Annotated in this window: 25 protein-coding genes and 4 tRNA genes; 15 read left to right on the plus strand and 14 right to left on the minus strand. The window is 49.6% G+C overall.

What is annotated here, in order from left to right:
- Window positions 1-61 precede the first annotated feature (61 nt).
- The 5 genes from J0A67_RS22220 to J0A67_RS22240 all read left to right on the plus strand — a co-directional run bounded on the left by J0A67_RS22220 (window position 62) and on the right by J0A67_RS22240 (window position 4,986).
- Window positions 62-820, plus strand: a complete 759-nt coding sequence (locus J0A67_RS22220) for a hemerythrin domain-containing protein (protein WP_206571598.1) — start codon at window positions 62-64, stop codon at window positions 818-820.
- Complete coding sequence (gene ruvX, locus J0A67_RS22225) at window positions 820-1,233, plus strand: Holliday junction resolvase RuvX (RefSeq protein ID WP_206571599.1); 414 nt, start codon at window positions 820-822, stop codon at window positions 1,231-1,233. The genes J0A67_RS22220 and ruvX overlap by 1 nt, the downstream gene beginning before the upstream one ends.
- Window positions 1,230-1,784: a peptide deformylase gene (gene def, locus J0A67_RS22230; RefSeq protein ID WP_206571600.1), complete on the plus strand. Its 555-nt coding sequence runs from the start codon at window positions 1,230-1,232 to the stop codon at window positions 1,782-1,784. Before ruvX ends, def begins: the two co-directional genes overlap by 4 nt.
- A complete protein-coding gene (locus J0A67_RS22235) occupies window positions 1,785-2,582 on the plus strand; it encodes an amidohydrolase (protein WP_206571601.1) in 798 nt (265 codons plus the stop codon).
- A 172-nt stretch (window positions 2,583-2,754) separates the two neighbouring features.
- Window positions 2,755-4,986, plus strand: a complete 2,232-nt coding sequence (locus J0A67_RS22240; RefSeq protein WP_206571602.1) for an NADP-dependent isocitrate dehydrogenase — start codon at window positions 2,755-2,757, stop codon at window positions 4,984-4,986.
- A 193-nt stretch (window positions 4,987-5,179) separates the two neighbouring features.
- On the opposite strand, the gene J0A67_RS22245 is transcribed toward J0A67_RS22240, so the two are convergent.
- Window positions 5,180-5,362, minus strand: coding sequence for a hypothetical protein (locus tag J0A67_RS22245; RefSeq protein ID WP_206571603.1), 183 nt, complete (start codon window positions 5,360-5,362; stop codon window positions 5,180-5,182).
- Between the two features lie 217 nt (window positions 5,363-5,579).
- Here J0A67_RS22245 and gap point away from each other — a divergent pair, with 217 nt between their 5' ends.
- Entirely contained in the window at window positions 5,580-6,584 is a 1,005-nt protein-coding gene (gene gap, locus J0A67_RS22250; protein WP_206571604.1) for a type I glyceraldehyde-3-phosphate dehydrogenase, read from the plus strand.
- A gap of 98 nt (window positions 6,585-6,682) precedes the next feature.
- Entirely contained in the window at window positions 6,683-7,303 is a 621-nt protein-coding gene (locus J0A67_RS22255) for an LON peptidase substrate-binding domain-containing protein (protein WP_206571605.1), read from the plus strand.
- A gap of 34 nt (window positions 7,304-7,337) precedes the next feature.
- On the opposite strand, the gene J0A67_RS22260 is transcribed toward J0A67_RS22255, so the two are convergent.
- From J0A67_RS22260 to J0A67_RS22285, 6 genes are all read right to left on the minus strand, one after another.
- Window positions 7,338-9,149, minus strand: coding sequence for an arylsulfatase (locus tag J0A67_RS22260; RefSeq protein WP_206571606.1), 1,812 nt, complete (start codon window positions 9,147-9,149; stop codon window positions 7,338-7,340).
- Between the two features lie 193 nt (window positions 9,150-9,342).
- Window positions 9,343-9,705: a VOC family protein gene (locus J0A67_RS22265; protein ID WP_206571607.1), complete on the minus strand. Its 363-nt coding sequence runs from the start codon at window positions 9,703-9,705 to the stop codon at window positions 9,343-9,345.
- Between the two features lie 112 nt (window positions 9,706-9,817).
- A tRNA-Lys gene (locus J0A67_RS22270) sits at window positions 9,818-9,893 on the minus strand.
- A 47-nt stretch (window positions 9,894-9,940) separates the two neighbouring features.
- Window positions 9,941-10,014, minus strand: a tRNA-Arg gene (locus J0A67_RS22275).
- Window positions 10,015-10,040: 26 nt separating this feature from the next.
- Window positions 10,041-10,114: transfer RNA gene (locus J0A67_RS22280), tRNA-Pro, on the minus strand.
- Between the two features lie 36 nt (window positions 10,115-10,150).
- Window positions 10,151-10,223 (minus strand) — tRNA-Lys (locus J0A67_RS22285).
- Window positions 10,224-10,451: 228 nt separating this feature from the next.
- Between J0A67_RS22285 and J0A67_RS22290 the strand changes: the two genes are divergently transcribed.
- Entirely contained in the window at window positions 10,452-11,036 is a 585-nt protein-coding gene (locus J0A67_RS22290) for an SH3 domain-containing protein (protein WP_241265302.1), read from the plus strand.
- A gap of 73 nt (window positions 11,037-11,109) precedes the next feature.
- Here J0A67_RS22290 and J0A67_RS22295 read toward each other — a convergent pair whose 3' ends face one another.
- The 4 genes from J0A67_RS22295 to J0A67_RS22310 form a co-directional block, all read right to left on the minus strand.
- The gene (locus J0A67_RS22295; RefSeq protein WP_206571609.1) at window positions 11,110-11,853 is read right to left on the minus strand and encodes a 3-keto-disaccharide hydrolase; all 744 of its coding nucleotides are present in this window, start codon (window positions 11,851-11,853) and stop codon (window positions 11,110-11,112) included.
- Between the two features lie 3 nt (window positions 11,854-11,856).
- Entirely contained in the window at window positions 11,857-12,282 is a 426-nt protein-coding gene (locus J0A67_RS22300; RefSeq protein WP_206571610.1) for a c-type cytochrome, read from the minus strand.
- A 158-nt stretch (window positions 12,283-12,440) separates the two neighbouring features.
- Window positions 12,441-13,493: a sugar phosphate isomerase/epimerase family protein gene (locus tag J0A67_RS22305; RefSeq protein ID WP_206571611.1), complete on the minus strand. Its 1,053-nt coding sequence runs from the start codon at window positions 13,491-13,493 to the stop codon at window positions 12,441-12,443.
- Window positions 13,494-13,524: 31 nt separating this feature from the next.
- A complete protein-coding gene (locus J0A67_RS22310) occupies window positions 13,525-14,694 on the minus strand; it encodes a Gfo/Idh/MocA family protein (RefSeq protein ID WP_206571612.1) in 1,170 nt (389 codons plus the stop codon).
- 246 nt (window positions 14,695-14,940) lie between these two features.
- Here J0A67_RS22310 and J0A67_RS22315 point away from each other — a divergent pair, with 246 nt between their 5' ends.
- The 5 genes from J0A67_RS22315 to J0A67_RS22335 are packed head-to-tail and all read left to right on the plus strand — an operon-like array spanning window position 14,941 to window position 20,295.
- Window positions 14,941-16,167: a nucleoside permease gene (locus J0A67_RS22315; protein ID WP_206571613.1), complete on the plus strand. Its 1,227-nt coding sequence runs from the start codon at window positions 14,941-14,943 to the stop codon at window positions 16,165-16,167.
- 12 nt (window positions 16,168-16,179) lie between these two features.
- Complete coding sequence (locus J0A67_RS22320; protein WP_206571614.1) at window positions 16,180-17,055, plus strand: hydroxypyruvate isomerase family protein; 876 nt, start codon at window positions 16,180-16,182, stop codon at window positions 17,053-17,055.
- A gap of 26 nt (window positions 17,056-17,081) precedes the next feature.
- Entirely contained in the window at window positions 17,082-18,761 is a 1,680-nt protein-coding gene (locus J0A67_RS22325) for a GMC oxidoreductase (protein ID WP_206571615.1), read from the plus strand.
- A 20-nt stretch (window positions 18,762-18,781) separates the two neighbouring features.
- Window positions 18,782-19,336: a gluconate 2-dehydrogenase subunit 3 family protein gene (locus tag J0A67_RS22330; RefSeq protein ID WP_206571657.1), complete on the plus strand. Its 555-nt coding sequence runs from the start codon at window positions 18,782-18,784 to the stop codon at window positions 19,334-19,336.
- Between the two features lie 59 nt (window positions 19,337-19,395).
- A complete protein-coding gene (locus tag J0A67_RS22335) occupies window positions 19,396-20,295 on the plus strand; it encodes a sugar phosphate isomerase/epimerase family protein (protein ID WP_206571616.1) in 900 nt (299 codons plus the stop codon).
- Here J0A67_RS22335 and J0A67_RS22340 read toward each other — a convergent pair.
- Window positions 20,292-20,942: an MCP four helix bundle domain-containing protein gene (locus tag J0A67_RS22340; protein ID WP_206571617.1), complete on the minus strand. Its 651-nt coding sequence runs from the start codon at window positions 20,940-20,942 to the stop codon at window positions 20,292-20,294. The genes J0A67_RS22335 and J0A67_RS22340 overlap by 4 nt on opposite strands.
- Window positions 20,943-21,029: 87 nt before the next feature.
- Window positions 21,030-21,824, minus strand: a complete 795-nt coding sequence (locus J0A67_RS22345; RefSeq protein ID WP_206571618.1) for a glycoside hydrolase family 16 protein — start codon at window positions 21,822-21,824, stop codon at window positions 21,030-21,032.
- 142 nt (window positions 21,825-21,966) lie between these two features.
- Here J0A67_RS22345 and J0A67_RS22350 point away from each other — a divergent pair, with 142 nt between their 5' ends.
- Window positions 21,967-23,130: a homogentisate 1,2-dioxygenase gene (locus J0A67_RS22350; protein ID WP_206571619.1), complete on the plus strand. Its 1,164-nt coding sequence runs from the start codon at window positions 21,967-21,969 to the stop codon at window positions 23,128-23,130.
- A gap of 155 nt (window positions 23,131-23,285) precedes the next feature.
- Here J0A67_RS22350 and pafA read toward each other — a convergent pair whose 3' ends face one another.
- Window positions 23,286-24,920, minus strand: coding sequence for an alkaline phosphatase PafA (pafA, locus tag J0A67_RS22355; RefSeq protein ID WP_206571620.1), 1,635 nt, complete (start codon window positions 24,918-24,920; stop codon window positions 23,286-23,288).
- Between the two features lie 103 nt (window positions 24,921-25,023).
- Here pafA and J0A67_RS22360 point away from each other — a divergent pair, with 103 nt between their 5' ends.
- A complete protein-coding gene (locus J0A67_RS22360) occupies window positions 25,024-26,625 on the plus strand; it encodes an aminopeptidase P N-terminal domain-containing protein (protein WP_206571621.1) in 1,602 nt (533 codons plus the stop codon).
- Window positions 26,626-26,685 lie beyond the last annotated feature (60 nt).

The raw sequence follows: 26,685 nt of genomic DNA on the forward strand, positions 1-26,685 counted from the left end.
CGGGATCGCTAAAGGTCAGATTTATTCCCCTTTTTCCTCCAAAAAAAATTAATTTTGTGCAATGTACTCGAATCGGGATTTCGAAAAGTCGTCAGTAGGTGAGTTAGTTTCAGAAAACTATGTTTTCGCGGCTGTACTGCATTATTTCGGAATCAGCTTTTATCAGTACCCTACCGATTCGCTTGAGAAGGTTTGCCGCAGGCATAAAGTCAGTCCGAGAACTCTGGTTGCCGAGCTGGAATCCTGGGCAAAGCGGGTGGATCCCACTCCCGAAGAACTCTACCTCAACCCTATCGAGCTCCTTGTTGCCTACCTCAAAAGGAAACACTATTTCTTTGTTCGTCAAGAGCTTCCGTTTCTCTCTAATCTAATTTCGGGGATTCAGCCAGAGCCTTATTTCAGCGCCTTGATGGCCGACCTGCGGATCATGTTCCCGCTGTTTGTAGAGGATTTCATCCACCACATCCACGAGGAGGAAAGCCGGCTCTTCAAGCGCATTGAGACCCTTCAAGACATCGAAGACGGACACTTCCACACCCAGGATGCGTTGACGATACTGGAAAAGGACCCCATCCACCTCATGGCCGACCAGCACGAGATCCATGATGACGAGATGGAAGGGATAAGACGCCTCACCCGCGATTATTTCTTGGAAGAGGACGCCCCACTTACGATGAAAGTACTCTATCACGAGCTTCAAAACTTCGAAAGAGAACTCTCCATACACGCCAAAATCGAGGACGAATTGCTGTTCCCCAAGGCTGTTGAGCTCGAAAGAGAGGCACTTCGCAGAATCAGAAAAAAAATCCAAACCAACTGATGCCCAGAGTTCTCGCCATAGACCTGGGAACCAAACGCACTGGATTGGCCGTTACAGATCCGCTGCAAATCGTGGCAAATCCCTTGGAAACGATTGAGACTGGACAGCTGATGCTTTTTCTCAAAGCCTATTGTGCCAAAGAAGAAGTCGAAGCGCTGGTGCTTGGGCTACCGACCCGCCTCAATGGGGAGGACAACGAAATGACTCCAAAAGTATTGAAACTGAAAGGAGAGCTTGAGAAAGTATTTCCCGACAAAAAAATAGCCCTTGTGGACGAACGGTTCACATCCAAAACGGCCATGCAGAGCATGATCGCAATGGGCAGCAAAAAGAAAGACCGCAGGGAAAAGGCAGGAAATCTGGACAAAGTCTCTGCGGCAATCATCCTACAATCTTACCTCGAACAAAAATGATTTACCCCATAGTTGCCTACGGTAACCCCATCCTGAAAAAAGAAGCGGAAGAAATCACCGAAGGCACGGACTTGAGCGCTCTGATCAATGACATGTACGCGACCATGGACCACGCCAATGGCGTGGGGTTGGCCGCACCCCAGATCAATCAGAGTGTACGGCTCTTTGTCATAGACAGCTCTCTGATGCTGGATGAAAATGACGAAGAGAAAGGAATTCGACGTGCGTTTATCAACCCGATCATCTTGGATGAGTACGGGGATGATTACGGTTTTGAGGAAGGCTGCCTGAGCATTCCCGAGGTGCGCGCGGAAATTATCCGTCCGGACAAACTCACGATTGAATATTTCGATGAAAATTGGAATCTGAAGGAAGAGGAATTTTCCGGAATGACGGCCCGGGTGATCCAACACGAGTACGACCACTTGGAAGGCATTCTCTTCGTAGATTACCTGAAAGGCTTGAAAAAACGCCTGATCCAATCAAAACTGATCGATGTCAGCAAGGGAAAAATCTCCACTGACTACCGCATGATCTATCCGCTACGCTAGATGGGAAGAAGCCCCGAAATCCGCATATCCTTGGTTCAGACCGACCTGCACTGGCAGGACAAGACGGCCAACCTCGCCATGTTGGAGGAGAAAATCTGGGGGCTGAAAGGCAAAACCGATCTGATCGTCCTGCCGGAAATGTTCCCGACGGGGTTCAGCATGGAAGCGTCCACGCTAGCCGAGCCGATGAACTTGATGGTGTGCAAGTGGATGAAGCAAATGGCCGCGCATACCAAGGCTACGGTAACTGGAAGTGCGATTATCTCAGAAGGCCAAAAATATTTCAACCGCTTGCTTTGGGTGAATCCAGACGGGTATACCGAGCACTACGACAAGCGCCATCTTTTCCGCATGGCAAATGAGGACAAGATTTTTTCGCCGGGGCCAAAACTTCCCATCTTCAACCTGAAGGGCTGGGAGATCTGCCCCCAAGTCTGCTATGACCTTCGCTTCCCCGTATGGTCCAGAAACATTTGGGAAAATGGGGTGGCCAGCTACGACGTCATTTTTTACATTGCATCTTGGCCCGCTGCGCGGGTTTCTGCTTGGGATGCGCTGCTTCCCGCCCGGGCAATAGAAAACCTTTCCTATTCTTTGGGAGTCAACAGGATTGGCTCAGATGGAAACGGAATTTCCTATGTAGGCCATTCGGCAGCCTATGATTTCCGTGGGGAAAAGCTTGCTGACTTAGGCGAAAAAGACCAAATCCAGACCGTGACGCTTTCGGCCCAAAAGCTGGAAGTGTTTCGGGAGAAATTCCCTGCTTGGAAAGACGCCGACGACTTCACTGTGCTCTGAAATCCATTCCGTTTTAATTCCCCGACTTTACTTTGGCGGGGTTTGATGCAAACCTATTTTTTGTATTTTAGGCGCCAAAATTCAGACCCTGTCCCTCCTTTTTTTGACCGGTGGCCGCGGCCAGCACCCAAAAAGCAAACAGGCAAATCCTTTTTAGAATCCTATTGAAACTATGAGTGACCAAACTCCCAAAATCCTTTATACGCTGACAGATGAGGCGCCAGCCTTGGCCACGTATTCCCTGCTTCCCATTGTACAAGCCTTCACCAAGTCTGCCGGAGTGAAAGTAGAAACTCGGGACATATCGCTCTCCGGCCGTATTATTTCGGCCTTCCCCGAGTTTCTGAAGCCAGATCAGGTCATCAATGACGACTTGGCTGAACTCGGAAAAATAGCCACGACTCCAGAGGCCAACATCGTAAAGCTCCCCAACATTTCTGCGTCCGTCCCGCAGCTGAAGGCCGCTGTTAAGGAACTGCAAGGCAAAGGATACGCACTCCCGGACTATCCTGAAGAGCCAAAGACAGAAGAAGAAAAAAACATCAAATCCCGATACGACAAGATCAAAGGTTCCGCCGTTAACCCAGTCCTTCGCGAGGGTAATTCAGACCGCCGAGCCCCCCTGGCGGTGAAAAACTACGCCAAGAAACATCCGCACTCCATGGGCAAGTGGGCAAAAGACTCCAAGTCCCATGTAGACAGCATGACTGAAGGGGACTTCTATGGCAGTGAAAAATCTCTCACGATGGAAGCTGAAACGACCGTTTCCATTGAGCTAGTTGGAAAAGACGGAAAGAAAGAAATCTTGAAATCTAGCTTGAAGCTTTCCGCCGGCGAAGTGATTGACGCTTCTACCATGAGCATTTCAGCTCTGAAGGCCTTTCTGAAGCAGGCCAAAGCCGATGCGAAGGAAAAGGGAGTTTTGTTTTCCCTGCACATGAAAGCAACCATGATGAAGGTGTCTGACCCGATCATTTTTGGTCATGCGGTAAAGGTATTTTTCGAGCCAGTATTCAAAAAACACGCGGCCACCTTGGAATCCATTGGAGTGGACGTCAACAATGGCTTTGGGGACTTGTTGGCAAATTTGGAAAAACTTCCAGAAGACAAAAAAGCGGAAATCCTAGCCGATATTGACGCTTGCTATGCAGACAGTCCAGACGTAGCCATGGTAAATTCTGACAAGGGGATCACCAACCTACATGTACCAAGCGACGTGATCATAGATGCATCCATGCCAGCGATGATCCGCAGCTCAGGCAAGATGTGGGACAAAAACGGCAAGCTCCAAGATACCAAGGCGGTCATCCCAGACAGATCATATGCAGGTGTCTACCAAGCAACGATCGATTTCTGCAAAGAGCACGGCGCCTTCGACCCGGCAACCATGGGCTCTGTACCCAATGTCGGTCTGATGGCTCAAAAAGCCGAAGAGTACGGCTCCCATGACAAGACTTTCGAAATTCCTTTCGACGGAAAGGTTAACGTAGTGGATGCTGCTGGCAATGTATTGCTTTCTCACGAAGTAGCTGCTGGCGATATCTGGAGAATGTGCCAGACCAAAGACGCCCCTATTCAGGATTGGGTGAAGCTGGCGGTGACCCGCGCGCGCCTTTCCTCTACCCCAGCGGTATTTTGGCTTGATGCCAATAGAGCGCATGATGCGGAATTGATCAATAAAGTGGAGAAATATCTTCCAAACCACGACACTACCGGCTTGGAAATCCACACCATGTCACCGATTGAGGCAACGATCTTCTCCTGCCAGAGAATCAGGGAAGGAAAAGACACCATCTCCGTGACGGGAAATGTGCTAAGAGACTACTTGACCGACTTGTTTCCAATTTTGGAAGTGGGTACTTCCGCCAAGATGCTTTCCATCGTTCCCTTGATGAACGGAGGTGGTTTGTTTGAAACTGGAGCAGGTGGATCAGCTCCGAAGCACGTAGAACAATTCACTGAAGAAGGGCACCTGCGTTGGGACTCTTTGGGAGAATTCCTGGCATTGGCGGTTTCTCTGGAGCACCTCGGCCAAACCTTCAACAATCCCGAGGCGCTATTGCTGGGAGAGACCTTGGATGTCGCCACCGGCAAATTCCTGGACAACGACAAATCCCCTGCTCGCGTAGTCGGCAAGTTGGACAATAGAGGCGGCCACTTCTACCTAGCGCTCTATTGGGCGGAGGCTTTGGCTTCCCAAACCAAAGACGCAGAACTTCAGGCGAAATTTGCCCCCATTGCAAAGGCTTTGGCGGCAAACGAGGAAAAGATTGTCGAAGAATACAACAGCTCTCAGGGCAAGCCAGTGGACATAGGCGGATACTTCCGACCCGATGCTGACAAAACCTCGAAGGCCATGCTCCCGAGCAAGACTTTCAATGATATTTTAGCACAATTGGCATAGTCAAGACGGCCGGGCTCATAGCCCGGCTTTTTTTTGCCTTCTTTGAAACTCGCTTTATCGACTCTAAGAAACTCCTCGTTCACCGACGCGTATATTCACCACTCAAAAGAATAAAGGCATAGTCATTGAATTTTTTTAGCCTTTCTGTGAGCCACGACCTCCTTGTCCTCAATATCAAATGCTTGGCCCGACTCTACTTGGCGACGATCCTACCTTCGCTATCAAAGAGCGTCCCTCCACTTTGCTTTCTCAGCCCGGAACTACTCGTTTCAAACGCATGGATTTCCCCAGACCGACCTCCCAAAAAACAAGTCACAACCACTTCAATCGGAAACGTGATGCAGTAAGTTTGACCAGTCTTTTTTTTGGAGTTCATGGAAAGGTATATTTTAAACTTTCAGTCAGAAAAAAATATTCACAGGCGAAATCGTTTGAATTCAGAATCAATGTGATTCGCGGTTTGAGCAGATCAAAGAAGTTTGGGCTATCCGTTTATTTGTAATAACTTAGCCTGCCCTCAGGAAATTTTGACCTAAAGAGGTCTCCTGACCCTGTTTTTGGAATCAAACCTATACTCAAAATCAACAATACTTATGAGCAAGATCAAAGTAGGAATCAACGGATTCGGAAGAATCGGACGTCTCGCCTTTCGCGTAGCGCAGGAAAGAGAAGACATTCAGGTAGTAGCGATCAACGACTTGATCGATGTGGATTACATGGCCTACATGCTGAAGTACGATTCAACCCATGGCCAGTTCAAAGGCACCGTGGAAGTAAAAGACGGTTCCTTGATCGTAAACGGCAACTCCATCCGCGTGACTGCCGAAAAAAGCCCAGCCAGCCTCAAGTGGGGTGAAGTAGGCGCCGACTACATAATCGAATCCACAGGTATCTTCCTGACAAAAGACACGGCTCAAGGCCACATCGATGCAGGCGCGAAAAAAGTAATCATGTCTGCTCCTTCCAAGGATGACACCCCTATGTTTGTGATGGGTGTAAACGAGGACTCATATACTGAAGACATGGTGTTCGTTTCCAATGCATCTTGTACCACCAACTGCCTTGCGCCTATCGCCAAAGTCTTGAACGACAACTGGGGCATTGAAGAAGGCCTCATGACCACCGTACACGCAACCACCGCAACCCAAAAGACCGTGGATGGCCCTTCTGCCAAAGACTGGAGAGGTGGACGTGGAGCTGGCCAAAACATCATCCCATCCTCTACAGGTGCTGCCAAAGCGGTAGGAAAAGTCATCCCTGAGCTAAACGGCAAATTGACCGGCATGGCATTCAGAGTTCCTACTCCAGACGTATCCGTAGTGGACTTGACCGTGAGATTGAAAAAGCCAGCTAAATATGCTGAAATCTGCGCGAAAATGAAGGAAGCTTCCGAAACCACCATGAAAGGTGTACTCGGCTACACCGAAGACGCCGTGGTTTCCAATGACTTCATCGGGGATGCAAGAACCTCCATTTTTGATGCGGAAGCAGGCATTCAGCTTTCCGATACATTCGTGAAAGTGGTTTCTTGGTATGACAACGAGTGGGGCTACTCAAATAAAGTAGTCGACCTCTTGGCCTACATTGCAAAAAAATAATTCCAAAAAGCCCCGAAATCTCGGGGCTTTTTCCGTTTTAAGGGAAGAATGGATCCGGACCAAGGCAAAGGCTTCGGCCGAAAGACAAACACACAGCTATGTATCTGCCATTTTTCCCTTTGAAACTGGTGGCTTTTCCTGGAGAAGAGCTCAACCTCCACATCTTTGAACCAAGATATAAAGAGCTTCTCGCCGATGTAGAGCAGACTGGGGGCAGTTTTGGCATCTGCGTCTATTTGGACAAACTGAGCAGTTTTGGCACCGAAGTCGCGCTCGAGAAGGTCAACAAGCGATACGAGGACGGACGCTTGGATATTAGAACCCGGGGGCTTCGGGCATTCCGGATTCTCAGTTTCGACAATCCCATGAAAGGCAAGCTATATGCAGGAGGTACCGTCGCCCACCTCAATGACGACCCCAAGGTTTCCGAGTTTCTCCATCACGAGTTTGTCTTCTATCTCCGAGAGTTGCTACACCTGCTGAATTTCCAAGGCGAAATCAATCCCCAAACGGTCAATTCCTACACCTTCTCCCACAAACTTGGGCTGAAACTGGAAGAGGAGCTAGAATTGCTTCAGATGGAATCAGAAAGCGAGAGAACGGAGTTTCTCATCAAGCATTTTAAAAGAATCATACCTGCGATCAAAGCTGTCGAGCAGGCGAGGGAAAAAATCAAACTCAACGGACACTTCAAGCATCTGGATCCCTTGGATTTTTAGAATTTGGGCTATCGAGTAGTCCTTATCATTTCGATCAAATGCGCGTCAAGGTCATCAACCTAAAATCCATCACTTTTCCCTTGGGAATATCCAGCGCCTTCAGTGAAAGCTTCCCGGATCCTTTGGAAAGGCTGATTTTGCCTAGGCTCATCCTCCCCCACTTTTGCTCATAGGATTCCTGCCTCGGAACCCGATCCTCTTCCGCTCCCAACAATTGCGGGACATAAGGGATTACCACCTTCCCCTCCAATACATCTTCCCCCATTCGCAAACAAAGAGTCGACCCTAGAACATCCTCTTCACAGGTGTAATAGATCTCCACCTCAAATTGTCCGTCGGCAAGCACTTCCACTTCCCAAGTCAAGCTATCTTGGGTGGAAGTCCAATTGGTAAAATAGGAGCTATTTGGAAAACGATTTGACCGTTGAATGTTTCCGTGCCCCACGGCGTCCCTCGCCGGCAGCAGATTGTATTTGAATTCGGGGTGTCCCAAAGGAAAACTTCTGTTATCCTCCTGGGGCAGCTCCATTGTGACCTCCGCGACATGGGCTTGCTTTATTTCACGCATCCTTGCAAGCACTTCCGGGAACTGACCAGACACCACGAGGCGTTGCCCCGGGTCAGAGCGCAAATCGAAAAGCTGATCCTTTTCATCCAAAAGGAACGACTCGCTCCGCAGACTGGCCCTTTTCTCCCAATAGGAAAAAACATAGCGATCTGGCCATAGGGCATCGCTCTGCAGAAAAAGTGGACTCAGGTCTTTGCCGTCAAGAGGCTTTTCGGAGGCATAGTCGATTCCTGCCAGCGACAGTAGGGTAGGAAACAGATCCATTGCACTAGCCACCTTGGAAACTATTCTACCAGCCTCGATCTTTCCTTCCCACTGGATAAAAAGCGGGCTCCTCACCCCGCCCTCGTCGACCGAACCTTTCCGTCCCTTCAAATCGCCATTCCAACGATAGCCGTTTGGGCCATTGTCGGATAGGAAAAGGATGATCGTATTCTCCAAAAGCCCAGTTTCCCGAACGCTCTCCACCAGCCTCCCTACATTCCAATCTATATTCTCGACCATGGCCAAGGCAGCGCGGGAATGCCCCATATCTTCCTGCCCGTCATAGCGGTGGGCGGAAAGCTGCTTTTCCCTAAACCGCTCCCAATAGATGCTAGGCACTTGCATGGGACTGTGGGGTGTGTTGTAGGGAAGATATAGGAAAAAAGGATTTTCGAGGTTTGCCTGCACAAAATCGATCGCCTTGTCAGTCAAGAGATCTGCCATAAATCCCTCTCCTTCGACAATCTTCCCATTGTGCTCCAACATGGGATCGAAATAGTTGCCCCAATGCCCGGAGCAAAACCCATAGAAATCCCCGAATCCCCTACCGTTGGGATGGTAGGGATACTGCGCGCCGCTGTGCCACTTTCCAAATGCGGCAGTACGATATCCCTCCCGACCCAGCACATCCGCGAGGGTGACTTCGTCAAGATCCATTCGCTCCCCTCCCTCAGAAGTGGAATACACGCCCGACCGAAAATGATACCTGCCAGTGAGTAGCTCCGCCCGCGTCGGGGAGCAAACTGGGCTGACATAAAATCTTTCAAACAAAACTCCATTCTGTGCCAAATGATCCAAGTTGGGGGTGGCAACGGATGGGTTGCCGGAAATACTCAGGTCTCCCCAACCCTGGTCGTCCGTAAGAATCAAAATAATATTGGGTCGCTCCTCGGCCCGCTCGCCTTGCGGGATGGAATCTGCAAAAAACGCGGTCGACCGCAACAAAGTGAAACAACAAATGCCGAAAATAAAGCGTACTAGGCGACGCGGTAGCGAATGCAGACTTTTATCCATGATATCAAAAAGGTATAAAATATACGACCACCACACAACAAACCTCCCTCTGTTCCAACCTTGTCTCACGAATACGATGGCTGAGGCAAAACCTAGAAATAAAAAGGGAGGATTTTGGCACTGACTCTCGGTATACCGGCAAACCAAAGTTTTTCGAACTCGACCTGCCCTCGAATCCAACTTATACCCAGAGCTACCTCTTCCCGAATTCTATCAACTCAAACCGATTACCCCAAGGATCCCTAAAAAAGCAGCGATCCCGCCCTTCTATTGCTGTCGAAAAAGCAATTTCTATTCCCTGATCGGCCAGAAATTTCTTCGCTGTTGGGAGATCCATCACTTCAAAAGCCGCATGCCTACCAGATATCCCAACAGCAAGGTCTTCCTCCCGGATATGCAACTCCGCATCCCCCGTCTCAAACCACAAGGCCCCATTCGGATGTTCTCCAGGAATTTCCCTCAGGCCTAGCTGACCGGCATAAAACTCCCTTGCCGCCTCCCTTGAATTCGGAGGAATGCAGATCAGTACATGGTCGATGCGTTTAAAATCTATCACGAGTGGCTTGTAAAAAGTAATTTCTTCCCAAATCTAATCGGGTTTTCAGGTTTGCCAAGCCATCTATCCACTAATGGCCAAAAACACAAAAAGCAGACCTTTCAGTCTGCTTTGGTGATCCCGCTGGGATTCGAACCCAGGACCCATACATTAAAAGTGTATTGCTCTACCAGCTGAGCTACGGAATCGATTAACTACAAATAAAAAGCGGAACGTAATTCCGCTCATTTTTTTGTGATCCGCTTAGGATTCGAACCTAAGACCTACTGCTTAGAAGGCAGTTGCTCTATCCAGCTGAGCTAGCGGACCGAACGACTATCACTAGTCTACTAAAGTCGGGGTGGCAGGATTCGAACCTACGACCTCCACATCCCAAATGTGGCGCGATACCGGGCTACGCTACACCCCGAAACTCTACTTTTTCACTCCTTGCGAGCAAAATCTGTGATCCCGCTGGGATTCGAACCCAGGACCCATACATTAAAAGTGTATTGCTCTACCAGCTGAGCTACGGAATCTTAAATCTTCAAAATTGGCTCCCTGGCCTTGCTTTTTGCCAGATCATTGCCGTAATTGGACTGCAAATTTATGACTCTGATTTCTAAATGCCAAGCCTCAAATCAATCTTTCTCACAAAACTTTCTATATTTTTTCTCCTCTTTTTGCAAAGCATTCATTGTCAAGCCAATGTACCACAACTCCTGGTAGCAGATTCTTTGTTTCAGCAACGGAGCTACAAAGAGGCCATGAAAATCTACCAGGAGAACTACCAGGTTGGCATCTACTCCCCTTCCATGTTGCTCAAAATGGCCTTCATCTCAGAGGGGATTGGCGACAAGGAAAACGCCACACTCTACCTGAGCAAATACTACGATCTCAGCCCAAATCAACAAACCATCACCAAAATCAAAAGTCTGACCGGTCAGTCAGAACTGGAGGGATATCAGGTGAGTGACGGGATGAGGTTTGTCCTCTTTTTGGTGGAGTACAAGGAAATCATCGTCGGCGCCCTGACCTTGTTTCTAGTGATATCCCTGATATTCCTTTGGACCAAAGGAAACAGGTTGACGGAGGCCAGATTCTACTGGCCGTCGGTGATTCTCATCACACTGATATTTGTCACCAACAACTTCCTGAAAGCACAAAATGCCGCCTTGGTCACCAACAGTCCTACTATGATCGTGTCTAAGCCCAGCGCGGGCGGAGAGATGATCGATCTGGTAGAACCAGGACACCGGGTAAAAATCAAAGCATCCAAAGACATCTGGTATGAAGTCGAATGGAAAGAAAAGATCGCCTATATCCGCAAAGACAATGTCACCAGACTTTAGGTTTTGATCACCACTCGATATCAATAACTCATACGAAAAAAATAAGCCCTGAAGATTTTCAGGGCTTTTTCGATTACAGCTTTTTAATTTGAATGTTTCGGTAGTGGACGACATCTCCGTGATCTTGGAGAGCGATTTTACCCTTCTTGTATTTTCCAAATCCGGGCATGTCCTTAAACTTGCTGTCAGCCACCAAAGCATCCCATTCTGGCGTCCAAAGCGTGGTGGAAACCACGGTGACTCCATTGAGGATTAGGTCAAGCTTGCCTTGGTTGACAATTACCTCTGCTTGGTTCCATTCTCCTACCGGCTTAGCCATTTCTTGGCTGCTGATGATCAAGTCATACAGATCACCTGCGCGATGGCTGATGATCTTGCCATCAGGATGGCCGTCGTTATCTAGCACCTGCATCTCAAGGCCGGTGTGGTAAGTTCGCTCAAACTCCGGCGATTCATGTACCAGGAAAATGATCCCGCTGTTGCCATTGGGAGAGATCTTCCATTCAGTCTTGAAATGAAAGTTTTCATACTCCTCATTGGTCACGATGTCCCCACCATCACCTTCCTGCCAACTTTCCTTGTTGGCGGCATCGAGGTAAAGCTCTCCGTTTTCAACTTTCCAAGCTTTGCCGACTTCCCCTCCACCATACTTTGACCACCCATTCAGGGTCTGCCCGTCAAAAAGGGAGATCCACTCTTCCGCAGGCTCTGCTGCAACGGCGACGGTGTCGGCGGCTGTACCTTCCTCTGATTTTGGTGCGGAGCAGGCGGCAAGAAGGCCTGCTGCCGCCAATACTGATAGATAGCTAACTCTCATCTTTTATTTTTTCAGAAGCAAGATGTAGCGAACCATATCCTTTGCATCTTCCTCGCTAAGCGCTGGATGCGGAGACATCATTACTTCACCCCAGACACCTGCTCCACCTTCGATTACCTTCTTGGCAAGCATGGTTACATTCTCCTCAGTGTTTTCGTATTTCGCTGCCACTTCCGCATAGGAAGGCCCGATTATCTTCCTTTCAACCATGTGGCAAGTCATACAGTCAGATCCTTTTACTTTTTCCACTCCTTTGATGTAGATAGGATCATCCTTGTATTTCTCTTCAAGGCTCATTTCCGGCGCGGGAGCAGTAGCCTCTGCTGTAGTCGAAGCCGCTTCAGAACTAGACTCAGCAGTTTTTTCTCCTCCTCCACATGCGAATGCAAAGCCTGCGATTATTGCGAATACCAGATTGCGTTTTTTCATTTGTTGGTTTCTAGGTTTTTTACTTTGTTTTTGAATTGAATAATTAGGTGCTTCGACTAGGAAAACCAATTTGATCGATGGAAACGTGGAAGCTCGCTCCATTCTATCCTTGGGATCCCCCGTGCCGAGGCAATTATTTTGTTTTTTTGACGGGGTAATTATATCCCCAAAATTTTTCTGTTGAAGGCTTCGTCAGCTCCGGTACCCGCGAAATCGTCAAAAGCCTTCTCCGTCACCCGGATAATATGGCTATCGATGAATGGCGCACCTTCGGCAGCACCCTGTTCGGGATGTTTGATCGCGCACTCCCACTCCAACACAGCCCATCCGCTGTAATCGTACTGCGAAAGTTTGGTAAATATTCCCGCAAAATCAACCTGCCCATCTCCCAAAGATCTAAAACGCCCAGCGCGCTCGACCCAACCTTGATAGCCACCATATACTCCCTGCTTTCCTGTAGGGTTAAATTCGGCGTCTTTCACATGGAAAGCCTTGATGCGATCGTGGTAAAAATCAATGAATTGGAGGTAATCCAGGCATTGGAGCACGAAGTGGCTTGGATCGTAAAGAATGTTGGCGCGCTTGTGGCCTCCCACTTTCTCTAGGAACATCTCGAAGGTCACTCCGTCATGCAAGTCTTCGCCAGGGTGCAGTTCGTAGCAGACATCCACACCATAGTTATCAAACTCATTCAGGATCGGCAGCCATCTCTTGGCCAGTTCGCCAAACCCTGTCTCCACCAGTCCAGCAGGACGCTGAGGCCAAGGATAAACCGTGTGCCACATGAGCGCTCCTGAGAACGTCGCGTGGGCGGTCAGACCCAAGTTAGCCGAGGCTTTGGCACCATATTTAAGCTGTTGGGTTGCCCATTCCGATTTGCCTTTGAGGTCGCCTTTTAGATTTGCCGGAGCAAAACCATCAAATAACTCATTGTAGCCGGGATGGACAGCCACCAACTGGCCTTGCAAGTGGGTGGAAAGCTCGGTGATTTCCATACCCGCTTCGGCTACGACGCCTTTGATCTCGTCTGCATAAGTCTTGCTTTCAGCCGCTTTTTGCAAGTCGATCATTCTGGCGTCCCAGCTCGGAATCTGTATTCCCTTATATCCGAGGTCAGCCATGTACTGGCTGATGTTTTTCAGGTTGTTGAAAGGTGCCTTATCGTCGGCAAACTGCGCCAAGAATACTGCGGGCCCTTTGATTGTTTTCATATTAACTGAGGATTTGAGTTATTGTCAATAATTATTTCTCTACGATAAAAGGTGTCCATTTCGTTTCGGACTTGGTACTGGCCAAGACGTGGTCGATGAAAGCCATCCCCCGAATGCCGTCTTCTATGCCCGGATAGTCTTCCCATTCCCACTTAGGTGTTTGACCTTCCCGATCCGCATAGATACATCGGGCGAAATTTCGGTAAAGGTTGGCAAACGCCTCCACATATCCCTCTGGATGGCCAGCCGGTGTACGGGTATTTTCCTGCGCTAGGGACCCGAGATAGCCTGTTCCAGCACGATAGATCTGTGCGGGCTCATTTGGAAATCTAACCGTGAGTGAATTGTTCAGCTCCTGCTCCCATTCCAAGCCTCCTTTCTCCCCGTAGACTCTCACCTTGAGATTGTTTTCGCAGCCGGTATCCGTCTGCGAAGCCATAAGAACCCCAGACGCTCCATTTTCAAATCTAAGAAGGACCACTCCGTCGTCATCGATGGGACGCCCGTCGATTTTGATATACAAGTCCGCGCAAAGCTGGGACACTTTCTCACCGCTGATGTATTCCGCCATATGAAAGGCATGGGTTCCGATATCTCCCATACATCCCGCCAAGCCATTTCGGGCGGGATCGGTTCTCCATTCCGCCTGCTTGTTGTTTTCTGTCTCCAAAAGTTTGTACAGCCAGCCCTGGGGATACTCGACGTAGACTTTGCGTACTTTGCCGATCTTCCCCTCGGCCACCATCTGCCGGGCCTGTTTGATCATCGGATATCCCGAATACGTATGGGTGAGCAAAAAACGCCTGTCCGATTTTCCTACGGCATGATAAAGTTCCTTTGCCTCTTGGTAATTCAATGTCAAAGGCTTGTCCAAAGCGACATGAAATCCATAATTGAGAGCCTTGACAGTGGGATCAAAGTGCACATTGTTAGGGGTGACGATAGCCACCACATCCATGCGCTGCCCCTCGGGCAATTGGGATTCCTTTTCGTACATCTCGTCGTAGGAACCGTACACTCTGGCTGGATCCAGCATGAGCTCTTCGCCTCGCTGTTTGGATTTGGCAGGATTGGAGCTAAACGCACCGCAGACTAGTTCGAACATTCCGTCCATCAATGCCCCATTCAGGTGGATCGCGCCGATGAAGGAACCCGGTCCTCCGCCTACGAGTCCGAGTTTCAATTTTTTAGCTGTTGACATCGGTCAAAAGATTAGTTTATTAGGTTATTTGAGTTGAAAATTTGAATTCTGGATGGAAATTCCGGAGTTCCTGAGAGTTAGCACAGGTTAATATGATCAATTGTCACAAGGGGTTATGAGTGGCTTTGACAAAACTTTTAAGTCGCTTTCTTAGGAATCTCAAAGGAGATGCTTAAAATACGGCAAAAAGCCCAAAATCTAAATTTCAGCTTACAATTTCGATTTTTCAACCCAAAAAACCAGCCCATGAATTTCTCCACCAAGTTTCGTCTTTCCCTGATGATGTTTATGGAGTTTTTCGTTTGGGGGTCTTGGTATGTGACGATGGGCACCTTCTTGGGAACCAATCTCGCTGCGAGCGACGGGGATATTTCCTTGGCATTTGCGACCCAGTCCTTCGGGGCGATCATAGCGCCATTTGTCGTAGGACTCATCGCCGACCGCTATTTTCAGGCCCAGCGTATCTTGGGAGTCATCCACCTAGTCGGGGCTTGGCTGATGTACCGCATGTACGAAAGCGGGGAATTCTCGGAGTTCTTCCCCTTTTTGCTCGTGTACATGATACTGTTCATGCCCACTTTGGCGCTTGTGAATTCCATTTCTTTTAACCAAATGACCAACCCCGCCAAGGAGTTTTCGATCGTGAGGGTCTGGGGCACCATCGGCTGGATAGCCGCGGGGATTTTGATCAGCGCATTTTCCTGGGATAGTCCCGAGGGACTTGCTGAGGGCTTACTGAGAAACACCTGGCTGATGACTTCCATCGTTTCCCTGGCCATGGGCCTGTACAGCATGACGCTGCCCGAGACACCTCCCAAAAGCAAACGAGAGGGAGAATTCAGGCTTTCGAGAGCTTTGGGCCTTGACGCGCTGGCAATGCTCAAGGATCGTAACTATACCATTTTCTTCATCTCTTCCATCCTAATCTGCATTCCCCTAGCCTTCTACTACCAAAATGCCAGTCCGTTTTTGACTGAGATCGGCGTCAAAAACTCCACGGGCAAGATGGCCTTGGGGCAAGTGTCAGAAGTCTTGTTTATGCTGGCGTTACCGATATTTTTTTACCGATTTGGACTCAAAAAGACGCTGATCGTCGCGATGCTGGCTTGGGCTTCCCGCTACGTGCTTTTCGCTTTGGGCGATGCGGACTCTGGCTTATGGATGCTGATGGGCGGCATTCTGCTACATGGCGTCTGCTATGACTTCTTCTTTGTCAGTGGACAGATCTATACCGACTCCCATGCCGGGCAGGAATTCAAATCCTCCGCCCAGGGATTGATCACTTTGGCCACCTATGGCCTGGGGATGCTGATTGGCTTCTGGGCCGCCGGGCAGATTTCGGATTACTACCTCAATCCGGCCGGACTTCACGACTGGAAATCAATTTGGCTGGTTCCGGCTGGCATTTCCGTTTTGGTTTTACTATTTTTCATCTCTTTTTTCAAAAGAGAAAAAGAACCCTCTCACCAATAAACCCCGTTAACTATGAATTTTGACTCAAGCAGAAGGTCTTCCTTCAAGAAAATGATCTTGGGAGGAGCTGCGATGGGCACGATGTCTTCTTTCGACTGGAAAGCAGACCAAGCACCGCTTCAACTCAAGGGAAATATCAAACACGGTGTCTGTGCTTGGACCATGCCTTCCTTCAGCCTGGACGAGCTTTGCGTAGCTGTGAAAAAAATCGGCTTCAACGCAATTGACCTCGTCGGACCAAAGGACTGGGACACGCTCAAAACCCACGGAGTCGAATGCTCCATGTGCAACGGAGCTGAGCTGGGCATTCCCAAAGGATGGAACGATCCCCAGTACCACGAACAATTGATAAAAAACTACACCGAGCTTATTCCCCAGGTAGCCAAGTATGGCTACAAAAACCTGATCTGCTTCTCAGGAAACCGCAACGGCATGGACGATGAAGTCGGTATGAAAAACTGCGCCCAAGGGCTCAAACAAATCATCGGAGTAGCAGAAAAGCATGGAGTGATCATTCAAATGGAACTGCTCAACAGCAAAGTAAACCACAAAGACTATATGTGCGACCTCTCCCCATGGGGCGTCGAGCTCTGCAAGATGGTCGGAAGCGAAAACTTCAAGCTTCTCTTTGATATTTACCACATGCAGATCGACGAGGGCGACCTCATCCGGAGCATTCAGGCCAACCACCAATACTTTGGTCATTACCATACGGCCGGAAATCCAGGCAGGAACGAACTCGACGAAAACCAGGAAATCAACTACCCAGCCGTCATGCGGGCCATTGTGGCTACCGGATACCAAGGCTTCGTTTCCCACGAATTCATCCCAAAATCCGATGATAAAATCGCCGCACTGGCTCAAGCGGTGCAGGTCTGTGATGTTTAACTAATTAAACCAAAATACCCATACTTATGGCAAATGAAGCGTATGACGCAATCGTAGTTGGGTCAGGCATTAGCGGTGGATGGGCCGCTAAAGAGCTGACGGAGAAGGGACTTAAAGTATTGCTCCTGGAGAGAGGCCCAATGGTCGAGCATGTAAAGGATTATAAATCTGCAACTTTGGCGCCGTGGGAAGTCCCCCACAGAGGAAGAAGAACCCAAGAGCAACTGGAAAACCACCCAAATCTCAGAAGAGATTATGTTCTTAATGAGCTCAATCTAGACTGGTGGGCCCACGAAAGTGATTCCCCCTATGTCGAAGAAAAGCCTTTCACTTGGTTTAGAGGCTATCAAGTCGGTGGCCGTTCCCTGCTGTGGGGAAGACAATCTTACCGTTGGGCAAATGTGGACTTCGAAGCAAATGCCAAAGACGGCATAGCCGTAGACTGGCCGATCCGCTACAATGATGTCGCCCCATGGTATAGTTATGTTGAAAAATTCATCGGTGTATCCGGCTCCAAGGACGGGCTGCCCATACTTCCCGACGGGGAGTTTCAGCCTCCTATGCCGATGAACTGTGTGGAAATCGACGCCGCCGAGAAAATCAAAGCGCATTACAAAGGAGCCCGGACTTGGACCATTGGCCGTCCAGCCAATATCACCCAGCCCCTCCCCGGTCGTCCCGGATGCCAATATCGAAACAAGTGCTCGCTGGGGTGTCCATTTGGAGGATATTTCAGCACCCAAGCTTCCACCCTTCCAGCTGCCAAGGCAACCGGCAACCTCACCCTCAGACCTTGGTCTATTGTGAGACGTCTGATCTACGACAAAGACAGCAAAAAAGCCACCGGTGTGGAGGTACTGGATGCCGAGACCAACCAAACCATTGAGTACGACGCGAAGATTGTCTTTCTCTGCGCATCGGCATTCAACTCCACAGCCATACTCATGAGAACAGCCACCGACATTTGGCCGGGAGGATTGGGCTCCTCATCCGGAGAACTGGGACACAATGTGATGGACCATCATTTCCGATTGGGCGCAAATGGAACCATGGACGGCTACGAAGACAAATACTATTTTGGCAGAAGACCCACTGGACTTTATATCCCGAGATTCAGAAACCTGGATGGAGAGAAGCGTGACTACATCCGTGGCTTCGGCTATCAAGGAGGCGCAAGCAGAAGCGGATGGGGTAGAGATGTAGCCGAGCTCGGCTTCGGTGCTCCGATGAAAGAGGCCCTGACCGAGCCGGGTCCATGGAGCGTCGGATTTACCGCATTTGGAGAGATCCTTCCCTATCATGAAAATACCATCAAGCTCTCCGACACGGTCAAGGACAAGTGGGGCATGGAAGCACTCGTGATGAATGCCGAAATCAAGGACAACGAGATGAAAATGCGTAAAGACATGATGGCTGATGCAGCCGAGATGCTTGAAGTGGCCGGATTCAAAAACGTGAGAACCTATGACGCCGGATACACCTTTGGACAGGGAATCCACGAAATGGGAACCGCCCGCATGGGTCGCGATCCGAAGACTTCCGTTCTCAATGGAAACAACCAAGTCTGGGAAGCGAAAAACGTTTTTGTCACTGACGGAGCCTGCATGACTTCGGCAGCCGCGCAGAACCCCTCGCTGACCTACATGGCGCTGACTGCCCGTGCGGCAGCTTTCGCAGTGGATGAACTGAAAAAGATGAACCTCTAATCCGAATCGACATGACTGTAATGAATAGAAGAGACGCGTTGAAAAGCGTCGTCCTGATGATGGGAGGAACAATGATCGGAGCCTCAGCCATCCTCACCGGTTGCTCCCCGGAGCGACAAATCAAAGACCTAAACTTCTCTCCAGAGGATCTTGCTTTCCTGGATGAGATCGGAGAAACCATCATTCCGACCACGGACACCCCCGGCGCCAAGTCCGCTAAAATTGGGGAATTCATCGTAATGATGGTCAAAGACTGCTATGACGCCGACCAGCAAAAAGCCTTCATTGATGGACTGAATGCGCTAAGCAAGGACTTCAAAGATGAAAATGGCAAAGACTTCATGGATGCAAGTCCGGAAGAACGCCTGGCTTTTCTCAATGCTATGCAGCAGAAATTTATCACTAGCGGCGATGCCCGCGAGCCAATAGTGATCAATATGCTCAGAGACCTGACCGTGCTCGGGTATTTCACCTCAGAAGTTGGCGCGACACAAGCGCTGCGCTTCATTGAGGCCCCGGGACGCTACGACGGGTGTGTGGACTATAAAAAAGGCGACAAGGCCTGGGCACTTTAATCCTATCTTTTGCAAAACCGGCCTGCCTCCTCCGAGGCAGGCTTTTTCTTTAAAACAATATGAAAAACCAACGAAGAAAATTCATCCAAATGGGAGCCATGCTCGGAGTGGGCGCGGCCTTCATGCCTCTGCAATTTTGTGCAGCTCCCAAAAAAGAGGGGGAAGCAGTAGCCGAATCCGAGCCGATCATGTCCAAGCTGGATAGTTTTGGCATACAGCTCTACTCCGTGAAAGAAGACATGGGAGCCGATGCCCAAGCTACAATGAGAGCTCTGGCTGGATACGGGTATAAGCAGCTGGAAGGATTTGACGGAGGCAAGGGGATTCTTTGGGGCATGCAGCCTACCGAATTCAAGTCCCTCATGTCCGAGATCGGCACTACTATGGTGGCATCCCATGCCAATGTCTATGAAAACTTGGACGCCCAAGCGGCACAGGCTGCAGAGGTGGGAATGAAATACCTGATCTGCCCCTGGATCGGCCCCCAAAAATCCCTCGATGACTACAAAAAAAGAGCGGATGAGTTTAACCAAATCGGCGAAAAGCTTAAATCCCACGGACTCCGCTTTGCTTATCACAACCACGACTACAGCTTTGTGTCCCAAGAGGGCGGTCTAGGTCAGGACATCCTGATGAACAACACCGATCCGGCGCTGGTTGATTTCGAAATGGACATCTATTGGGTGCATGTGGCCAATGCGAAGCCAGCCGAATACCTCGCCAAGTATCCAGGCAGATTCAGACTGTGCCATGTGAAAGATGCCGAAGCAGGCACTGGAGATCCCCATGAGCGCGGGGTATTGCTCGGCGCCGGGGAAATCCCTTATGCCGACCTGATCAAGCAGTCCAAAGACCTAGGAATGGAATATTTTATCGTGGAACAGGAGCGATTCCCAACCGGCACTCCAATGGAAGCGGCTGCAGCCAATGCCAAATACCTCGCAGCACTTGAATTCTAAACGATCCCCTGGTTTCTCTCAGACTTTCTAAATAAGAGGAGAAACATCACGACCACCAAGATAATCAGCAGAGCCACCTCAAACTGCGCCCAGATCTGGGATCGGTTGATCAGGATTTTGGCTTTGCTGATTACTTTTTCGCCCTCGTCCATTTGGATTTTGCTCAGGTTTTGGAGGTCCCCGCGGGCTTGGGAAATCTTCTTATCATAAATCTTGACTTGCTCACGGTTTACTCCAGAAGAGTCCGAGTACAGCAGGTCGTAGTTTTTGATCACCAAGTCCTTCTGTATGATTGCCTTGAAATCAGCAAGATAAGAAGCTTCCTGATCGGTCAGCTTTGTCTTTTCAAAATCGACAATGGTAGCCAAGATGGAGTTTTCATGCTGGGTGATTTCGTTGATCACCTTTGAGTAATCGTAGTCGATATTGCAGTGGTCAACTAGTTTTTGGATTTGGAAAAGGTCATCCGAAATTTCAAAGATATACCCCTCTACTACTAGCCGGTCATTGTAGACTTCTGTAAAAGCGCTGCCTATGCTTCGGAAAGACTTGCGTTCCAACATGTTTTTGCCATACAGCAGCAGGAGCAAAATACCTATGATAACAAATGCCCTTACTTTCTTCTGGATTAGACTAGAATCTTGCATGTGTACTATATAAATCGAAAAACGACAACTTCTTACTATATAACTCTCCCTGCCTACCTAATGTTAGGCAGTAAATGGCTCGATCAATCACGGCTTTTCTTCATAAACTCTCACAAAATCCACCTCCATTCTCTGTGGCCAGATGCTGGTATCCACTCCTTTGGCTCCGCCCCAGTTACCTCCGACCGCAATGTTTAGGATCAGATGGAAGGCTTGATCAAAAGGCCACTCTTTGTAGCCTTTGCCTGTATTGGCGAAGGTAAAATACTTGTCTCCATCGATGAAAAAATCAATCTTCTCCGCCGTCCAGTCAATGGCATAGGTATGAAAGTCCGAGGAAAAATCGGGCACCATTTTTTGACCTCCCTTTTGCGTCCCAATCGTGTGGTTGAAGGCCTCAGTATGCACCGTGCCATGAACTTTGCCTGGTTCGTAGCCCACATGCTCCATGATATCGATCTCCCCGTCATTGGGCCAACCCCCGTACCGGCTTTCCTCCGGAAGCATCCAAATAGCTGGCCAAGTGCCTACCCCCTGGGGCAGCTTAGCCCTGATCTCGATGTATCCGTATTGCCAAGCGGCTTTACCCTTGGTCACCAGTCTCGCCGAGGTATAACCTTTGGGACGGGTCGGGTCTGCATGTGCTTCGATGACGAGAACGCCATTTTCCACCCGTGCATTTTTCAGGTCCGCTTTCGAATAATACTCCAGTTCGTTGTTACCCCAGCCGTGATCTCCAACATCGTAGCTCCACTTTTTAGGGTCAGGAAGGCCTGCTTCGGAAAACTCTTCCGACCAAACCAAACCCGGCTTGGGCGGGTCTTGGGCGAGGCATGATATAAAAAGGACTTGGGAAAATAGGATGAACAGGGTCTTTTTCATCTGGTTTTTGAAGGATTCGGAAAATACAAAACTTTCCCAAAAACACCGAGTTATTCTCCCGCCAATACGAAAATCGAAGTGCAAGGGTGCTTTCGCCCTCGCCCAAAAATGGTAATTTAGCAGAAGATATAAACCCAAAACCATGGCCTACTACTTTAGACTGGGGCAAATCCCTCCCAAACGCCACACACAGTTTCGCCAGCCAGACGGCAGTCTTTACAAAGAGGAACTGGTCAGCTCGAAGGGCTTCTCCGGGATCTATTCCAACCTCTACCACATCCACAATCCCAACGAAGTCAAAGCAATCGGAAAACCCATCCCCTATAACTGGGAGGCCTCAAAAGACCACGGACTGCAGCAAACCCACCTGAAGACATCCGGAGTGGAGAATACCGGCGAGGACTATCTCGGCGCACGACGCATGCTCATGATGAACAATGACGTAATGATGGGAATCTGCTCTCCCCGCCAGCGTAAGATGGATTATTACTTCAAAAATGCCGACGGAGACGAGATCATCTTTATCCACGACGGTGAAGGTGTACTCTATTCGCAATTTGGCAAACTGGAAGTGAAAAAAGGCGACTATGTGGTCATTCCCAGGACGACCATCTATCGCTTTGAGTTCTCGGAAGAAGGCCCCTTGAGGCTTTTGGTAATCGAATCCCACGGCCCGATAGAGACTGTCAAAAGATACCGGAATGAAATTGGACAGCTTCTCGAACACTCGCCCTATTGTGAGCGGGACATCCGTCCACCGCATGAACTTCACGTTGAGGAAGAAAAAACAGATCACCTAGTGCAGATCAAAAAGCAGGGCTACCTCCACCAATACACCTATGGACACAGTCCTTTGGACATAGTAGGCTGGGATGGCTATCTCTATCCCTACGCGCTTTCCATCCATGACTTTGAGCCAATCACGGGGCGGATCCACCAGCCGCCACCAGTACACCAAACCTTCCAAGCTTGGGGATTTGTGATTTGCTCTTTTGTCCCGAGACTCTTCGACTATCACCCGCTTTCCATTCCTGCCCCTTACAATCACTCCAATATCGATTCGGATGAGGTGCTTTACTATGCGGAAGGAGAGTTTATGAGTAGAAAAGGAATAGACCGGGGCTCCTTTACCATCCACATGGGCGGTCTTCCCCATGGCCCTCATCCCGGCACAGTGGAGAAATCTATTGGAGCAAAAGAAACCCACGAATACGCTGTCATGCTGGACACCCATCGGCCGCTTTTCATCACAACCGATGCGCTGGAATTTGTCGACAAGGACTATCCCATGAGCTGGACGGAGTAGGGAAAGGGTGGGAAGACCGAGGACGCGAGACAGAAGCCGTGCCAACGATACTGTCTTCCCTTCATTCAAACTTTCCTCATTGCCGCTAGGCGAAAGCAAAAAAAACGGCTGCCAGAATCAGTGACAGCCGTTTTTGATTTTCCCGCGAAGACCAATCACTTACTATCCACAATTTCGAAAATCGGCTCTCCGTCGGCTGCGTTAGGATACTTGATCTTGAGTAGGGCTGATACCGTAGGCGCGATGTCAGTGATAGAAGCTTTGCGCGAGCTGGAACCGGACTTCACTCCCCAACCGAAGAACACAATGGGCACGTTGGTGTCGTAGTTATAAGGTGAACCGTGGGTGGTGCCCCTGGCTCCGCCTACCATCCAAGCAGGCTCAAATACCAATAGCAGGTCACCGGAAGCCTTATGGTTGTATCCCATCTGGAGCAGGTGTGCCCGACCGTAGGGAAACTGTTGCGTCCGCATGTCCTCGGCGGTATAGACTTCCTTGATTCCGTTGAACCTGAGCATATGGTTGGCCAGATCACGCTGCAGGCTCACAAAGTCCACATTTTTCTCATCCGCCAGCGCCCGGTTCAAAAACACCTGATCGCCGGTATATTTCAGGATCCAGTCGCCTTGCCCGTACTTGGCATTGCAGTAGCCTGAAAGCTGGCCAAAGATATAATTCGTGTTCAAGTTTCCCGCGGGTACATTTTCGCTGACCATGTAATTGGCCACGTCCGCTACCGCATGGTCTGCGGAGAGAAATACCAAATACTGTCCTTCTCCATAGGCCTGGTCAAGGTATTTGAAAAGGCGTTCAAACTCCCTATCCAAGCGCAGGTAGTTGTCTTCCACTTCCACGGATGCAGGACCGAATCTGTGCCCGATGTAATCCGGGGAAGAAAAGCTCACTGCAAGGAAGTCGGTCACGTCTCGCTGCCCCAGCTTTTCACCCTCTATCGCGGCCAAGGCAAAATCCAAGGTCAGGGAATTGCCGTAGGGAGTGGAGGCAATCAGCCCATAGCCACCGTTTGCGGCCTTGAGCGAATCCAAGTTGTAAGGAAAGGTCGGGGTTTCTTTTCCTACAAAAATGCCTTCAAAGTCATTGTTGTCGGCGATGCTGTTGACATAGGTATCCAAAGGAAAAAGCGTTTCCCAAGTCTTGGAAAGGTATGAATCAGGGACTTTCTTGGCGTTGAATGCCACCACCCAATCCGGCAGTGTGCCGTAGTAGTAGGTTGAGGTCATAAATTCCCCGTTGATGTCATCGTACCAGTAGGCATCGCCCGTGTGCCCGGCGGGAAGACTTGCGCCACGGTCTTTGATCGCGATACCCACCACTTTGGACCGCTTGCCGGTGGAGAATCTGAGCTCGTCTGTGACGGTAGTGGTGAGCAGGTTTCTTGGGCTTATATTCCCGTTTTCAGGGGTACCGCCAACATTGGTGACAGTGCTATCCTCCGCACAGTAGATATACTTGTTGAGCTTTCTGTCATACCAGGAGTTGCTGATGATGCCATGTGTGGCTGGGGTAGTACCGGTATAGACGGAAGTGTGGCCGGGTCCGGTGACCGTAGGCGCGTAGTTATAGTGTCCATTGGTCATCATGAATCCTTCTTTCATCATCCGCTTAAAGCCCCCCTCGGTATAGCGATCCGCAAAACGATAGAGGTACTCCTGCCTCATTTGGTCGACTATGATTCCGACGACCAGTCTGGGCTTATCATTTGGGGTCTGGGCATTGGCAAAAATGCCTGAGGAGAGAGCCAGTAGTGCGATGGCTAAAAATTTTCGCATGGTATTGAGATTTTTCCCAAATATAAAGATACCTGTCTCTCCAGACATTAACACTTTGTTAAATGGCCAAAAGGATGCAGATTAAGCGCAAAACAAGTATCTAATGAAAAAATGCCTTCTATTTCTTTGTTTGGTTTTTAGCCTAGTTGCACCGGTTTTGGCTCAGTCCTACTTTGAAGATGGCCTTTCTGCTGACTTCCATAGTGGGCGCAGACAGGCCCTTCGAGCACAGATGCCCGCAAACAGCGTCGCGGTTATTTTCACCAATTCCCAGAAGAACCGCTCCAACGATGTAGATTTCATCTACCATCCCAATACCGACTTTTACTACCTGACGGGCTTTCGCGAGCCAAATGCAGCTTTGGTGATTTTCAGCGAAAGACGGGATTTCGGAAGCTTCTCCACGGACGAAATCCTTTATGTCCAAAACCGTGATCCGCAAGCCGAAATGTGGAATGGGAAACGCCTCGGCATAGAAGGGGTGAAAGAAAAGCTTGGCTTTGAGCAGGTCTTTCTGAATGACACCTTCGGAAAAACGCCAGCCCTGGAATTAGGCAAATTCGACAAGATCCTATCTTTCGACTTGGCCAATGACATCGAAGACAGTAGAGCCAATACACCCTTGGCGGCCATGCAGGCAAAGTTCAAAACCGAATCCGGGTATTCGGAAGGGCTCTCAGTCAATACCCAGCAGCTCTATGAACTGATCCGCACCACACCTATCGAAAACTCCGCCAACGTCGCCCAAGTGATTGGTAGAAACCGCCGCTTCTATCCGGAAGTGGAAAACGACCCTATTCTCAATGACTTTGTGAATGCCGACTCCCCGGAAAAACGACAGGAGATCAAGGCTAAACTGCCTGACTCCAAGCTCAACATCATTGCGCTGGAGCAGATCATGAACTCCCTACGTGAAATCAAATCCGAAGAGGAAGTAGCCCTACTCAGCAAAGCCGCCCAAATATCAGCCATCGGCCAGGTAGAGGTGATGAAGGCTGCCCAGGAAGGTATGTCGGAGCGGGAAATCCAAGGCATCCATGAATTCATCTACAAGCGCTATGGCGCAGAAAACGTCGGCTATCCCTCCATCGTCGGCGCCGGCAACAACGGCTGCATCCTCCACTACATCGAAAACGACCTCAAAAACGTCAACGAAAGACTCTTGCTCATGGATTTGGGAGCCGAGTGGCGGGGATATACGGCTGATGTCACGCGGTCTATTCCTATCAGTGGCAAGTTCAATTCTGAAGAGAAGGCCATCTATGAGCTCGTACTGAAATCCCAAGAAGCGGGCATCAAGCTCTGCCAAGCTGGAACGGAGTTTTCGGAAATTGGCCGAGTCACCCGTCAAATCATCAATGACGGCCTCACGGAATTGGGCGTGATCAAAGAAGGGGAAAACCACAACTATTTTCCACATGGGACTTCGCACCACCTTGGCCTAGACGTGCACGACCGCGGAGGCTATGGCCCGCTCAGAGAAGGCATGGTACTCACCGTGGAGCCGGGCATCTACATTCCCGAAGGCAGCGACTGCGACCCCAAATGGTGGGGCATCGCAGTCCGTATTGAGGACGACATCCTGGTCTCTGCCAATGGCCCGGTTAATCTTTCGGCGGATGCCCCTAGGACAGTAGCTGACATCGAGGCGCTGATGCTGCAGAGCAGTCCGCTGGAAAATTGGACCTTGCCGGGGATCAAGTAAAATGAAAATAGCTGTGCAGGATAGGCCGTGCGGAGCGTAAAGCCTCAAAACCAAGCCTGA

It is taken from the genome of Algoriphagus aestuariicola (genome assembly GCF_017254835.1).
Classification (GTDB): domain Bacteria; phylum Bacteroidota; class Bacteroidia; order Cytophagales; family Cyclobacteriaceae; genus Algoriphagus; species Algoriphagus aestuariicola.